Annotated in this window: 13 protein-coding genes and 1 tRNA gene; 11 read left to right on the top strand and 3 right to left on the bottom strand. The window is 42.8% G+C overall.

Annotated elements, in window-relative coordinates; translation table 11 throughout:
• Positions 1 to 609: 609 nt before the first annotated feature.
• The 3 genes from WN50_RS05785 (at position 610) to WN50_RS05775 (ending at position 3,231) form a co-directional block, all read left to right on the top strand.
• Positions 610 to 1,881 (top strand): MFS transporter, encoded by a 1,272-nt coding sequence (locus tag WN50_RS05785; RefSeq protein ID WP_049558356.1) that lies wholly within the window; start codon positions 610 to 612, stop codon positions 1,879 to 1,881.
• 151 nt (positions 1,882 to 2,032) lie between these two features.
• Entirely contained in the window at positions 2,033 to 2,413 is a 381-nt protein-coding gene (locus WN50_RS05780; protein ID WP_046278291.1) for a DUF760 domain-containing protein, read from the top strand.
• Positions 2,414 to 2,763: 350 nt separating this feature from the next.
• The gene (locus WN50_RS05775) at positions 2,764 to 3,231 is read left to right on the top strand and encodes a DUF2141 domain-containing protein (protein WP_046278292.1); all 468 of its coding nucleotides are present in this window, start codon (positions 2,764 to 2,766) and stop codon (positions 3,229 to 3,231) included.
• Between the two features lie 73 nt (positions 3,232 to 3,304).
• Here the strand turns inward: WN50_RS05775 and WN50_RS05770 are convergent.
• Positions 3,305 to 3,378, bottom strand: a tRNA-Arg gene (locus WN50_RS05770).
• 90 nt (positions 3,379 to 3,468) lie between these two features.
• Between WN50_RS05770 and moaC the strand changes: the two genes are divergently transcribed.
• From moaC to WN50_RS05730, 8 genes are all read left to right on the top strand, one after another.
• Entirely contained in the window at positions 3,469 to 3,990 is a 522-nt protein-coding gene (gene moaC / locus WN50_RS05765) for a cyclic pyranopterin monophosphate synthase MoaC (protein ID WP_046278293.1), read from the top strand.
• 113 nt (positions 3,991 to 4,103) lie between these two features.
• The gene (locus WN50_RS05760; RefSeq protein ID WP_046278294.1) at positions 4,104 to 4,364 is read left to right on the top strand and encodes a 2TM domain-containing protein; all 261 of its coding nucleotides are present in this window, start codon (positions 4,104 to 4,106) and stop codon (positions 4,362 to 4,364) included.
• Positions 4,365 to 4,452: 88 nt separating this feature from the next.
• Entirely contained in the window at positions 4,453 to 4,752 is a 300-nt protein-coding gene (locus tag WN50_RS05755) for a DUF3181 family protein (RefSeq protein WP_046278295.1), read from the top strand.
• Between the two features lie 47 nt (positions 4,753 to 4,799).
• Positions 4,800 to 5,486, top strand: a complete 687-nt coding sequence (locus WN50_RS05750; RefSeq protein WP_046278296.1) for a hypothetical protein — start codon at positions 4,800 to 4,802, stop codon at positions 5,484 to 5,486.
• Between the two features lie 77 nt (positions 5,487 to 5,563).
• Positions 5,564 to 6,421, top strand: coding sequence for an amino acid ABC transporter substrate-binding protein (locus WN50_RS05745; RefSeq protein WP_046278297.1), 858 nt, complete (start codon positions 5,564 to 5,566; stop codon positions 6,419 to 6,421).
• Between the two features lie 262 nt (positions 6,422 to 6,683).
• Positions 6,684 to 9,086, top strand: coding sequence for a CHAT domain-containing protein (locus WN50_RS05740; protein WP_342586739.1), 2,403 nt, complete (start codon positions 6,684 to 6,686; stop codon positions 9,084 to 9,086).
• A 271-nt stretch (positions 9,087 to 9,357) separates the two neighbouring features.
• Entirely contained in the window at positions 9,358 to 10,836 is a 1,479-nt protein-coding gene (locus WN50_RS05735) for a pyruvate kinase (RefSeq protein WP_046278299.1), read from the top strand.
• Between the two features lie 138 nt (positions 10,837 to 10,974).
• Positions 10,975 to 11,190 carry an acetyltransferase gene (locus WN50_RS05730; protein WP_200906217.1) on the top strand — a complete coding sequence of 72 codons (216 nt, stop codon included), beginning with the start codon at positions 10,975 to 10,977 and terminating at the stop codon, positions 11,188 to 11,190.
• A 100-nt stretch (positions 11,191 to 11,290) separates the two neighbouring features.
• Here the strand turns inward: WN50_RS05730 and WN50_RS05725 are convergent, their stop codons facing one another.
• Positions 11,291 to 11,833, bottom strand: coding sequence for a Rho termination factor N-terminal domain-containing protein (locus WN50_RS05725; protein WP_046278300.1), 543 nt, complete (start codon positions 11,831 to 11,833; stop codon positions 11,291 to 11,293).
• A 79-nt stretch (positions 11,834 to 11,912) separates the two neighbouring features.
• Positions 11,913 to 14,636 (bottom strand): cation-translocating P-type ATPase, encoded by a 2,724-nt coding sequence (locus WN50_RS05720; protein WP_049558352.1) that lies wholly within the window; start codon positions 14,634 to 14,636, stop codon positions 11,913 to 11,915.
• Positions 14,637 to 14,675 lie beyond the last annotated feature (39 nt).

The following is a 14,675-nucleotide window of genomic DNA, read 5'->3' as shown; positions in this document are numbered from 1 at the left end:
AGTGATCAAAAACTTTCTCATAATCCGACTCTTTCTTCTTCTTTATTTCCTCCTGACTCCTGACTCCTGACTCCTGACTCCTGACTCCTCATAATTAGTGATCAAAAACTTTCTCATAATCCGACTCTTTCTTCTTCTTTATTTCCTCCTGACTCCTGACTCCTGACTCCTGACTCCTGACTCCTCATAATTAGTGATCAAAAACTTTCTCATAATCCGACTCTTTCTTCTTCTTTATTTCCTCCTGACTCCTGACTCCTGACTCCTGACTCCTCTATTTGTCCATTTCAAACCTTTTAAATTTTGTCCGATTTTTCAGTTCAAAGTCGCTCAAACCCTCAAAAATATTTTATATTGTTTTCACTTCCAATTTTTCATAAATTGTTACACAATAGAGAGATAGTCCGATATCTTCATCATATAGCAGTCCGTTCTGAGTTGTGTGTCATATCTTCTTGCAATCATGCAATCATGCAATCTTGCAAGAGGCAATCTTGGAAAGTCGTTACAGACTTTTTATCAGCTTTTAGATTTCTCACAAATCATTTCTGATTGCTATACTTACCGCTTGGTCTGAAATTCAGTTGAGCATTTCGAGGAATCGATATTTTGAACGTTTTTTTCACTCTCGACCCTAAACGACGCCACAGCCTGTTGATTCTGTTTATCGCAGGCTTGTGTTTTTGGTCAAGCACCACCAGTCTACTTCCCACCTTACCTCTATACATTCAAGCGCTCGGTGGCACTAACCGACAAGTGGGTTTAGTCATGGGGGCTTTTGCCATCGGACTTTTACCCTCCCGGTTTGGACTCGGCCCCCTTGCCGACACGAAAGGCCGTAAACTTGTTTTACTGATTGGCACAACGGTTGTCATGCTGGCCCCCTTGGGCTATTTGTTTGTCACCTCAATTTCATCAATGGCCGTCATTCGGGCTTTTCACGGGATTGCTATTGCCGCTTTTACCATTGGTTACAGTGCCTTAGTTGCCGATATTGCCCCCATTGACCGCCGAGGCGAGGTGATTGGTTATATGAGTCTCGTCACGCCTGTCGGTATGGCGATAGGCCCCGCGTTTGGCGGTTTTGTACAGGCTTGGGCTGGGGACAACTTCCTGTTTTTATCGAGTGCAACCTTTGGACTCCTCGCCGGACTCGGTATTTCTCAAGTTTGGGAACCCATTCGCCCTCAAGCCTCTCCACACCCCCTCAAACCCACATCCTTAACGCCCAGGGTTCGCTTGAATCAATTCTTTCGCTACTTACAATTATTAGGCAGTCCAGCCCTGAGAACTCCCGCTTTGGTGATGGGAACAGTCGGTTTGATTTTTGGCAGTTTAGTGACTTTTTTACCGCTCTACATTGCCGAATCTAACTTAGAATTAAATGCCGGATTATTTTATTCTACCGCAGCGATCGCCAGTTTCAGCGCTCGTTTATTTGCGGGTCGAGCCTCAGATCGATACGGCCGAGGTATCTTTATTACCATTGCTTTGATGTTTTATTTCGTTTCTATGTTGATTTTAGGAACGGCGAATAACAACCCCGAAATTCTCCTTGCTGCCGCTTTAGAAGGGGCGGGCGCCGGAATTCTCATTCCGACTATTATCACCTTAGTGACAGACCGTTGTTCCCCCGATGAACGCGGTCAATTCTTTTCTCTTTGTATTGGGGGATTTGATATCGGAATTGCGATCGCCGGGCCTTTATTTGGTTGGATTGCAGAACAAGTTGGCTACTCGAATATGTATCTTTTTGATGCCGGGTTAGCACTCATCGGCTTCATCATCTTTATCACCCAGTCTAGCCGCAATATTCCCGACTCGATTAAATTTGCACTGGGACAAGTCGAAGATATTTATGTGTTCAAAAATGAATCCTGAAGTGGGGTTTTCCCGACCTTTTTTTCGGAAAACCCTACAGGCTGTAAAATCCGAAATGGATTGTTCGGTTGTTCTCACTAACTTCTCGCTTTCCTTTTCCTACACTAGCAAATAGATAGAAAGTTTAGAGAAAGTCATAGAGGAGAACAAGATGAACCCAGCAGATAACAATAGAAACAATCAGTCCAACTCAACAACCAGTTGGTTAAACGATGAGTCTAGCCGTCAAAATGTCCTGTATGAGTATATTCAATCTCTTGACCCCGAATCAATCACTCAACTCTCTAAACCGAATCCCGAAGTTCGTCAATTAATGGAGTCTCATCTCAACGGCGTATTAGGTCACTTACCCCCCCAACATTTTGATGTCTCTATTACCACCAGTCGTGAAAGTTTAGGGCAATTGTTAGCCGCCGCAATGTTAAATGGTTATTTTCTACATAGCGCTCACCAACGGATGAGTTTAGAACGAGCTTTACCGGGTTCATTTAGTCATCAAGAACAGTCTTCAGAAGCAGAAGAACATTACTAATTTTAAACCTGTTTCAAACATTTTGGGTTTTGAAAGGTTTGTTAAAATCAACCGTCTAGGGTGCAAAATGCGCCCTAGATTTTTTTGTTGTGGAATAGGCCCCTACTGGGAAACAAAGAGCTAATACTTCCTGTGCTATTATATAGTTAATAAAAATTTTAGATTTGCCTTAACAAATCTTGACAAAGTGCCAGACAGAATGTAAATTATTTTGTGAACCTGCCATCGGGCGGGTGAGATAGCTTGGTCTGTTAGTAATATTTCTGGCTGAATCACCTGATTTTGCTTAGGCTTCTCTGTATCTGAAGATCAAGAATGGTGTTTGAATATTTATCCTTAAAAAGGTCAGAATGAAAAAACGACTTTCAGCTAGTATTGTTGGGCTTGCGACTCTCGGAAATTTTTTGATTTTATCGAGTGTAGAAGCGACTTCTAAAAATAATTTGACTGTCGAACTGAATGGTTTAAAAAATCAAACAGGTCAAGTTTGTCTGAGTTTATTTTCCAGTGATCAAGGCTTTCCTGATAGTAAAGAGAATGCTTTGCAAAGCGAATGTGTTCAGCTTGAAAAAGATAGCCCGAAAATTACCTTTGAAAATTTGATTCCGGGAAATTATGCTGTTGCTGTTTTTCACGATGCCAATAGTGATCGTACCCTGAACGTGAACAGTTTGGGTATTCCCACCGAAGGCTTTGGCTTTTCTCGCAACCCCACCATTCTCGCAGGCCCCCCTAAGTTTGGGGATACTTTCGTTGTGGTTGCCACACCGCAAAATAATATTCAGATTAAGTTACAATATTTTTGGAATCTTAAGTAAAAATCAAAGAGCTAGGGGTGTATTGTCTGACCTCTAGCTGAATTAATTGTATTAACTTTTTACGGATGTTGAACGGGCTAGGAGGGATTCGAACCCCCGACACCGTGGTCCGTAGCCACGTGCTCTAGTCCACTGAGCTACAAGCCCTTACCAGCTTTGAGTTTGCAGGTGAAACTTCACCTCAACTCGTTGCCTGAGTTATCATCATAACACATTTTTAGAAAATGACAAACAAAAATGACTTTTTCTTCGCCGCAAGAGCCACAACGCTTAACCCATCTCAATGACACCGGAGAAGCCAATATGGTCGATGTCTCTGCCAAGCTTCCCACTCGTCGAGAAGCAGTTGCAGCCGCTCAGGTGCGAATGTCTCGCTCTACCTTTGAGACGATTGTAGCGGGCAATGCCCCCAAGGGAGATGTGATCACAACTGCCAAACTCGCTGGAATTATGGCTGCCAAACAAACCGCCCAGTTAATCCCCTTGTGTCATCCCTTACCGTTGAGTAAAATTGAAGTTCAACTGACCCCTGATCCTGAACTGCCAGGGTATCAAATTCGCGCTCAAGTGATCACAAAGGCAGAAACCGGGGTAGAAATGGAAGCCTTAACTGCCGTCTCAGTGGCGGCGTTAACCCTCTATGACATGGCAAAAGCCCTGGAAAAATCAATACAAATTGAATTCATTCGACTGTTAAGTAAAACCGGGGGGAAGTCCGGAGACTATGAGCGATCACTAGAAGAAAAACAACAAAAATAGTTCTCAGCTAACATTTGCTGGGAATTCTTTGTGAATAAATAAATAATGTAGTAAATGTTCTGCCCGAACTTCTCGCTCTAGAATAGACATAGAACTGCTAAGGAGCCAAAGAAATGCCACCGCGTTGGCCTCGAGAACCTGACCGTAAAGATCCCGCCTATCGCCGCTTGGATGACCGGATGAATTTTGCCGTTCATGTCGCCACTTTTGCGGCGTGTAATTCCGGTATATGGTTTTTTCAGAAAATACAAGCAGCAACTTGGCCTTGGGCTGTTTGGGTAACGGGAGCTTGGGTGTTGATCCTGGGGGTTCATGGGATTTACATTTTTGCGATCGCCGATTATTCTTCGACCACACCTCAACGACCCGGTTAGAGATGGATTGTCTAGAATAAAAGGATTAACAATAGATTGCTCTGAAAATTTCACGCTTATTGTGTCAGTCACCCTAAAAATTAGAGTTATGCCTACTACACAAGACATCGAAAAATTAGCCTCTGCAATTGGTGAAAGCGTTTATATTGATGTTGCCAAATGGCATCTTTACTTATCAGATGCTCATCTGCATACCCAAGTCGCAGAACAGCTATATCCTCTACTCGAAGAGGGGAATATAGAAGCGGATAAAATTGCTCAAGTTTTGCAAGACATTTCTGTAAAATTAGGGGGAGGGAAATTGACCGCTTCACTGGCGGATTTAATCCCGACTCCAGTGCAGAACGATCTAGTAAGACTGTTAGAAGAATATCAGCGTCAGATGTAAGCTTAGAGTTTATCCATCAAACAATATCAGTATTAACAGCAAAAAATATGGCAAACGACAGACAGGCTTGGCAGAATCCAATCAAAGGAAGCTTAGGACTTATCAGTTTGATGGCGATCGCTAGTGTCCTGAGTATGATTTCACCGACAACGGCTCAATATCGTCCTGATCGCCCGACCTTTTTCAGCGATGGCGATCGAAAACTCGATCAAGAAATTCAGCGTCTTGATCACCCCTCAAAACAGCAGCAGGAACCGATTCTCCGGTTTGAACAAGCCCAGAACCCCGGACAACCCCTCACCCAACTGCCCGGAAATGTGATCGTGGCAATGCCCGGTGCTTCCCCCAGTGAGAGAAGGGAAATTCTTGATACTTTGGGCGGAAAGCTAGAATTTACCGTATTGGCAACTCGTCAAAGTAATTCTCAGTTTACAGTCGCTTATTCGCTACCTTTGACCTCCACTCGTTTAGGTGAACCTCAAACTTTATTTAACCAAATTCGAGACAGTTATATAAAAGGTAGACCTGTACAGTTAGTCGGAGAACGAAATATATCTCTGCAACGTTATCCAGGTCGAGAAGTGAATTTATCAAGCAGTCGTGGAACCCATCAATTTAGACTCTATCTCGTGCAGCAACGAGTCTACATTTTAGGAGTCAGTAAAGCCAAAGATGGAGGAGCAGCGACCCCGGATATTAGTCAATTCTTTAACTCCTTTCAATTGCGCTCTTAACGAAGGTCAACAAAACGGAACTAAATTAAGGTAAGCTAGACTCGGTTAAAATCTAGCTCGGTCTGAATCGGACACCAATGAGAAGAAAACTGACTCAAATTTCACTGAGTTTAGCCTTATCTATTTTATTTCCTTTACCTAGTTTAGCGGCAACGGTCTTAGAAGACATCAAGACAACAGGAGTTCTCAAAGCCGGAGTCAGGCAAGATGCAGCGCCTTTAGGGCATCTATCTTCCAAAGGAGAATGGGAAGGATATTGCATTGAATTAATGGAGTTACTGGCAACCCGGCTGCAAAAACAATTGAATTTGAGTCAACCCATTAAAATAGAATATATTCAGTCTACCCTGGAAAATCGCGAACAAATTGTTAGAGATAAAACCGTACATCTCGAATGCGGCCCCAACACGGTAACTCGCACACCGCAAGCGGGAATTGTTTACTCAGATCGATTTTTAGCGACTGGGGTGTATCTATTAGTCCGACCGGATAATAAAGCTTATATTAACCCATCAGGTGCGTTAGAAAATATCTCCATCGGTGTGCTTCCGGCTTCTCTAACTGAAAGGTTTATTACCAGTCGATATTCCCTCGCTCAACCCGTTGAATATTCGGGAAACTCAGGCCGAGAAACCGCCGTTCAAGATGTTCTCAGTGGCAAAATCAACGCCTTCGCCAGTGACGGACTTTTATTAGTCGGAGAAGTGTTGAGACAACCGGAAGTGAGCAAAACAGATTATGCTTTAGTTCCCGATGAACCACTTACCTGTGAATTTTATGGAATGATTTTACCAGAAGGAGATATCGCTTGGCTGAATACGATTAACTCCCTAATTCTCGTTCAGGAAAGTGTCGAGATTCTCCGCCAATTGTATGGAAGTGATTCGGCCTATGTTCAAACGACAGAAGCCGCCGTAAATAAGTGTATGCCCTAGACACTGAACAGTCGAGAAACTGAAAACTGGTAGGGGGAATTCATCAATTCCCCCTGCAACTGTTCACTGTAAAGACTTCCTCCTGAATTGAGGATAGGGAAGATGTAGAGGCAATTTAGGGAATAAATTAGATAAATTCGCTAATCTGGATATGGGAGCCAATCCTGTCTTCTGTCTTTTGTCAGAACTTTTAACTTAACCCAGTGTGGCATCGAAATATGGCTTCCCCTCCCTCAGCCTAAACACAAATAGCGGATTGGACATGATGACTCAGGAGTTCCATATCTCTGTTACCCCCGTTGGGAACGATGAATACCTCGTGCGAACTGAAGAAGTCGCATCCGGTGTACCATTAGCAGAAGAACAGGTGAGCTGGCCAGTGGAAGCATGGCTCGGCTACGCTCGTCAATTGATGCAAGACCCCTTGTTGGGGGTTCTAGAAGGGCAAACTCTATCTCGATATCGCAGTCGAGGCGTTAACACCGCTTCCAAGTCGGCGGTATCCCCAGAATCAAGCCTAATTAGTCTAGTCGAACTCGGACGCCAACTGTATAACGGTCTGTTTCAAGGGACAATGCGCGAAAGTTGGACTTGCGCCCAAGCTATTGCTCAAAATAGACGCGAGTTTCTACATTTGCGCTTAGGAGTCAAGGGAAAACGTTTAACCAGTTTACCTTGGGAAGTGCTGTATGCAGGCGATCGCCCGATTGGAACCGGGCCTGATGTCGGATTTTCTCGTTACCAACCAGGAGGGAGTTCTCATTTCCACTCTCGCCTCTTAACCTCGAATCAACCTCTAAAAATTTTAGTTGCGATTTCCGCGCCCAACGATCAAGAAAGCCTACAACTGAAGCGAGAAGTTCTACATCTGCAAGAAGAACTGCAACGCGATACCCAACGCAGTTCAGAGCGCATCGGATCACGCCCAGAAATTCAACTGACAATTCTCGAACAACCCGATGGTGAACAACTCACCCAAGCCCTCGAACAAGGTCAATATCAAGTCTTTCACTACGCCGGACACAGTAATTTGGGCGTATCGGGGGGTGAACTTTATCTGGTGAGCAGTCGTACCGGATTAACTGAAACCCTCAGTGGTGACGATTTAGCGGGGTTACTCGTTAATAATGGGGTTCAAATGGCGGTGTTGAACTCCTGTCGGGGGGCTTACGCTCAGGGTTTGCATTCTGACGAAGACACCGCCCAACTCAACCTCGCCGAAAGCCTCGTTAGACGCGGAATTCCGGGTGTATTGGCGATGGCTGAACGCATCCCGGATGAAGTCGCACTGACGCTGACTCGCTTACTGTACCGCAATCTTAATCAAGGTCATCCGGTTGATATTAGTTTGAGTCGGGCGCGACAGGGGTTGATTTCAGCTTATGGGTCTCACCAACTTTACTGGGGTTTACCCATTCTTTATCTACATCGCAAGTTTGACGGGTATTTGACGGCTGATTCTTCGGAAAGTCAAACTGACTTGTTTGCTCCGATTTCGACTCAAAATTGTGGAGAATCTAGTCTTCCTCCGGTGGAGAAAGAAACTGAAAAACAGGAACAAGTTCCTGTCGAAGAAGAAATAGACTTGTTTCTTGATGAGATTGAGTATGGGGATGATTTAGCCGAAGATGGCGAGGATTTGGAATTTATTGGTGATGCTTTGCGTCAACTCAAAAGTTCTCCATCTTCTAGCGAAACGATCAATAATATTTTTGTTGAGAAACCCGAGCATATTTATCCTGTAAAAACGTCTACAGTTTCTCCAACTACAGCCGTTAAAACTTCAAATTTTCCGACTCGAAAGCAACCTAACTTTAATACTTTAAAATCTTGGCTACCTTTAGCGTTGCTGTTAATTCCGATGAGTTTAGGGATGGGATTATTTTACAGTAGTATTCTTCAGTTCGGGAAATCTCAGCCGGAAATTTCCCTTTCTAAACCGACAAAACCTCACTCTACAGAAGCGAACTCGACGAACGAACAACCGCTTGACTTGAATACTGCTAAGAGCGATTATGTATTAGGAATTGCGGTTGAACAGTTTCATAAAGGCAATCTTTTAGCAGGTGTACAAGCCACGACAGAACTGCTGAATCGTGGTGCAATTACCGAAGCAAAATCCGCTTTAGCTGCTGTACCTGTTGAAGATAGTGATCAACCCGAAATTAACTTTCTTTGGGGTCGGTTGATGTGGCAAGCGATTAATCAAGGCAGTGCTGATTATATGATGGATGATGTCCGACGCTATTGGGAAAGAGCAGTACAGCAACGTCCTGATGCTTTAGAATATCGCAATGCTTTGGGATTTGCTTATTATTCAGAGGGAAGTTTTGATAAAGCTTATCAAACTTGGTTGCAAGTTTTAGATTTAGAAGAACCCGCGTTTAATGAAAAAGCCGTCCAACAACAGCTTTCTAAAGTTCAAGGTGAAAATAAACCGCAAATTTTAACGGCTTATGCAGGGTTAGGATTAGTTTTGATGAAATCTACCGCTCAGTTACCTCCCGCAGAACAAGCTGTGCGTTTGAGTAAAGCGGTGAAATTTTGTGATAAAGTCTTGAGTGAAGCACCGGAAGAATTTAAACCTCATTTATTGAGTCAAAATTGGCTCTGGACAAATGCAATTATTCGAGATTGGCGTCTGTTGATGCGACAACAAAACTAATACTCGGAGTATTCCTGAGTCATGCTTTAAGACTCTTGGAGAGCAACTAACGAGGCCAGGACTGAATCTTTTTAAAATTTAATATTAGATGAATATTAGAAAATGAATTGTCAAATCGCATCTTCCGAGCGACAGAGTTTATCTTTGAATAAGAGTGAAAATCTTTTCGCAACGAGCAGCAAAAATTTAAAATCTACCTCGGGGAGTATAAAAGAAATTAAACTGAGATGATATTGTAAAGCGTAAGCCAGAGGAATCAAAGGATGTCGGCATGAATAAAACTGACTTAAAAACCTTACTACATACCCTACAGCAGTTACGCCAGTCTATCGAACAAGAAGGTCAAGAACTCTATGAAAAGTGGCGACCTAATATTAATCGACGAGTGTTTACAATCAGTGGCTTAAATCTCGCTCATTATCTGATTTTAAGACACCATGACTTACGACCCCTTCAACGCGCATTAATGCCTTTAGGACTGTCTTCATTGGGACGTTGTGAAAGTCGAGTGATGGAAAATATAGATGCAACAATTGCTGCTTTGGGAGCGATTTGTCAAGCTGACCCTGGGAGTTTACCTCAACGTCCTTCTAAGCGTGCATTTTTTCGCGGAGAACGCTTGCTTGAGCGTCAAACTCAAGAACTTTTAGGAGAGTCATCATCGGAACGTCGGGTGCGAATTATGGTGACTTTACCAACAGAAGCCGCAGAAAATTATGAATTTTTTGTCAAACTTTTACAACGGGGAGTTAATTGTGTACGAATTAACTGCGCCCATGATAGCCCCAAAGAATGGGAAGCAATGATTGATAACTTGCGTTGGGCTGAGTCAGAAACCGGAAAGTCTTGCAAATTATTAATGGATTTGGGCGGAATTCAACCTCGAACGGTGGATGTGATTACTCCAGAAAATGAAAAAAGTTTATATTTAGGTGATCGGTTATTTCTGAGTAAAAATAAACCTCAGCCCAATGCAGAATTTCCCTTTCAAACCTGCTGCACAATTCCTGAAATTCTCGATCAAGTTCAAGAAGGAGATACTGTTTGGATCGATGATGGTAAACTGGGAACTCGGGTTGAGTCTGTTCAGGAAGACGGTATAATATTAGAGGTCATTCAAGCTCGACCGGAAAAGGGAGAAAAGCTCAAAAATGATAAAGGAATGAATTTTCCAAATACGGAAGTTCATTTTGATGCTTTGACTGAAAAAGATTTAGAAGATCTCGATTTTATTGCGGCTCATACGGATATTATTGGATATTCGTTTGTACAAGAAGCCTCAGATATTAAGCGATTACAGGAGGAACTCGAAGCGAGAAATCCCAGTCACCAAATAGGTTTAATTGCTAAAATTGAAACTCAAGCTGCGATTAAAAATTTACCCGAATTGATTGTTCAAGCCGCAGGTCGTCAACCGTTTGGGGTAATGATTGCTCGGGGGGATTTAGCGGTTCAAATTGGCTATCAACGTTTAGCTGAAATACAAGAAGAAATTATGTGGATGTGTGAAGCGGCGCATATTCCAGTAATTTGGGCGACTCAGGTTTTAGAGAATTTGGCGAAAACAGGAATTCCTTCACGCTCAGAAGTTACAGATGCGGCGATGGCGCAACGTTCTGAATGTGTGATGTTGAATAAAGGGCCGTTTATTGAAGAAGCGGTGACGATTTTAGATGATGTTTTGCTGCGAATGCAAGCCCATCAGATGAAAAAGACTCCCCAGTTGCGAGCTTTACATTCTTGGGAATAATGAATAGCTTTAGACGATAAATTCAGTGAAATGGAGAGTATCCTCATCGATTGCTCATTGATAGAACTTAAGATAGATGACAGAGTTCGGGGAATCGTAGATACTCTCTAGAGTAGTAGAGTCGAAGTTGATCAAGCTATGATTTTTTTAGAAAATAAACAAACCGGAAACTTAGTAAAAGTTCAGGATGTAACAGCATTAGCTGACCCAAATAAGAGTCAGATTTCAGGGAGAGTTCAAGCCGGAGAAGAAGAACAACCCCCCGAGTTTATGGAAAAAGAAGAACTTATTTTTCCTTCTGGTGAAAGTTTACCTCGTTGCTGGGTAGATGCCGATTATCGTCATTCTAATTAGAGCTTTTCAAACCCACAGAAAAACGCCTTAAATCGGGTAGAGAATAAATTGAATTGGAGGTTGTAGTTCGATTCCCTGGTCGTCTACTTCCTCCAGGTGTTTAAAGAGAATTTTCCGCTTCTTCTATGGCTTCATAAAGTTGCGACTTATCCATTTTACTGCGTCCTTCTATCTCCAATTCTTGCGCTTTTTGGTAAAGTTCTCGCTTGGTGAGTTCAGATTCATCAGACTGTTGAATTTCGCGCATCACTCGCTTGACTGCGGTCGTCCATTCTGCATATTGTTCTCCTTGTTGAGAAGCCGACTGCTTTTTTTCCTCAACTTCTTGCTTTTCTTCCTCACTCAAACGTTCCCAAACTTCTTGGGGTAAATACCGTTTGGTTTTATTGTTTTTACGAGCGTTTTCATCCCCTTCTTGAGTTTGCCAATTTTGCTCTGTCCAGTCTTCTAAAGAACGTGCAGCCTCATCTTTTTCGCCTTGATAACCTCCTCCTCGTTTTTCATATTCCTGTACGAGTAACTGACTTTTTCGCGCTGACCATTGCCCCGGTTTTCCCCCTTTGTCAGACTCCATTATTTCTTGTTTGATTTGACGCCGTAACTCCGGCTTAGTATATTTTTCTGCGTAATTTTTATGACTCATCTCTGTAAATAGATTGCGGTTCTGAAATCTAGCATGAAGCAAAAATGCGATGGAAAAATCTGACTGCGGATAGATTGATTTACAATGCAAACCATCTCTGAGGAATGATTGCTTTGAGTATTTGTCCAATGACTAACGGAATTAAACTTCCTGCTAAAATGAATCCCCATCCTTGCCAGCCAGGATTAACTAATTGTAACACATTTGCTAAGGGTGAAATGTAAACCGCCATCGACAGTAAACCTGTACAAACTAATAACGCTAACCACACATAACGGTTCTGGGTGACTTCATTTCTCAACAATCCCGAGTTGGAATCTCGCATATTAAAAACGTGCCACAATCGACCAAAAGCTAAGGTTAAAAATGAAATAGTAACTGCTTGTTCTTCCTCCATTCCCAAACGAGTTAAACAGAGCCAAAATACCCCCAAAACGGTGAGCGAAATAATCACGCCATACAGCACAATTGCCATCCAATGACGGCGGGGTAAAATCGGTTCACTGCGATCGCGGGGCTTTTGTTTCATCAGGTTAGGACTTCCTTCTCCCACGCCCAAAGCTAACGCAGGAAAGACATCATTAATAGCGTTTAGAAATAAAATTTGTAAGGGTAATAAGGGTAAGGGTGCTTGGACTAACGAAGCCCCAGCCACCGCAATAATTTCACCCATATTTCCCGAGAGCAAATACAGGGTAAACTTGCGAATATTCCCAAAGATTGCCCGCCCCTGTTCAACCGCAGCAACAATGCTCGAAAAGGCATCATCTTGTAATACCATATCTGCCGCTTCTTGCGCCACTTGAGTTCCTCGCTTTCCCATTGCAATACCAATATCTGCTTTCTTTAATGCGGGTGCATCGTTAACACCATCGCCTGTCATGGCAACAATAGCATTATGCTCTTGATGTAGGGTGACTAAATTCAGTTTTTGTTCAGGACTAACGCGAGCAAAAATAGAAACTTGTTGTAATTCTTGCTTTTGTTGTTTAGATAAATTATCGAGAGATTGCAGTTCATTGCCTTGTCTTGCTTCGGCTTCTTGTTCAGTGATTAAGCCTACAGCCAAGGCAATATTACGAGCGGTAACGGGTTGATCTCCTGTCACCATGATCACTCGAATTCCTGCATCATGGCAAGCTTTTAGGGAAGATTTCACTTGTTCTCGGGGGGGATCGAGTAATCCAACTACGCCTAAAAGGGTAAGATTTTCGTAGGGTTCTGCTTCTGAATTGTCTGTATTTTTAGAGGCAAAGGCAAGAATTCTTAATCCTTCTTTGGCGAGTTTATTACAGCGTTCTTGCCAAGCATTGCGTTCATCTTCGCTTAAATCTTGAACACCTTCTGCGGTTAATTGTTGAGTACAAACGTCGATAACTGACTCCGGTGCGCCTTTAACAGCAAAACGATAACCTTGTTCGTCTTCGTGAATAGTTGTCATCATTTTAGTGTCGGAATCAAACGCAATTTCTTTAACTTCTGGATAGGTTTCTAATAGGTTTTTGCGGCGAATATCTCCTTTGGCTCCGGCAACTAATAAGGCGACTTCCATCGGATCACCAAGGGGTTTATCTTTTTCTTTGTTAAGTTCGGGTAAGGTGGCTTTATTACACAAAACTCCCACTTCTAAGAGGGAGCGCAAACACTCGTTTTGTTGGGGATCTATTTTTTCTTCATCTTGGGTGAATTCTCCCTCAATTTTTAACGCTTCTCCACTCACTTTTAATATTCCAGAATATAAGGCAATTTGCGCCACACTCATTCGATTTTCGGTTAAGGTTCCGGTTTTATCGGTACAGATAATATTGGTGGCTCCCAGAGTTTCTACCGCCGACAAACGGTTGATTAAAGCATTACGTTTTGCCATGCGCCACATTCCTCGCGCTAAGGCGACAGTCGCCACAATTGGAAGTCCTTCGGGAACCGCAGCCACAGCTAACGCGATGGCGGTTTGAATCATCAAAAATAATTCTTCCCCCCCAATTATTCCCGCCCCGGCTACTAAGGCTACAATTACTAATGTTACCCAAATTAAATTTTGACCGAGTTTATCAAGTCGTTGTTCTAAGGGGGTAGATTCTTGTTTAGCTTGCGCCGTCATTGAGGAAATATGACCGAGTTCGGTATTCATTCCAGTTGCAATTACAACTCCTTCGCCCGAACCTCGTGTAATTGCTGTTCCTTTAAACAGCATATTTGTACGTTCAGCAAGGGAAAGATCGCCTTCTAAAGCTTCTGTTGTTTTACTCACAGGAAGGGATTCTCCGGTTAAAGCAGATTCATCAGCTTGCAGCTTAGATGCTTCCAAAACTCGCACATCTGCCGGAACTAAATCACCACTTTCTAGGATAACAATATCACCCGGAACAAGTTCTTCAGCCGAAATTTCTTTAACTTTTCCCTCTCGTCTAACTTTTGCTTTTGTGTGGCTGAGTTCTTGTAGAGACTCCATCGAATTGACGGCTTTTAGTTCAGTAAAAAAGCCAATCACTGCATTTAAAAGAATTGCAATAATAATAGCAACCCCTTCGACCCAATCTTGAAAAGAAAAGGAAAGAACTGCCGCAATTGCTAATAGTCCAATGATTGGACTTTTGAACTGATCGATAAAGATTTGCCAGTTACTACGACGCTTGATTTCTTGTAAACTGTTAGGGCCGTACTTTTCTTGTCTTTTTTTGACGGTAGAAGCGGAGAGTCCCTGGTTGGTTTCAACGGAAAGTTTATTCAGGTTTTCTTCTGCTGAATGGGAGCTTGTCCAGCGAAGATCGAACTGTTCTTGCTGTTCTTTAGTTTGGGTCATAGGAGGTTAACCTAAAAGGGATAAAATGTGAAACTTTTA

Source organism: Limnoraphis robusta CS-951, assembly GCF_000972705.2.
This window is presented reverse-complemented; position numbering and strand designations above follow the sequence as displayed.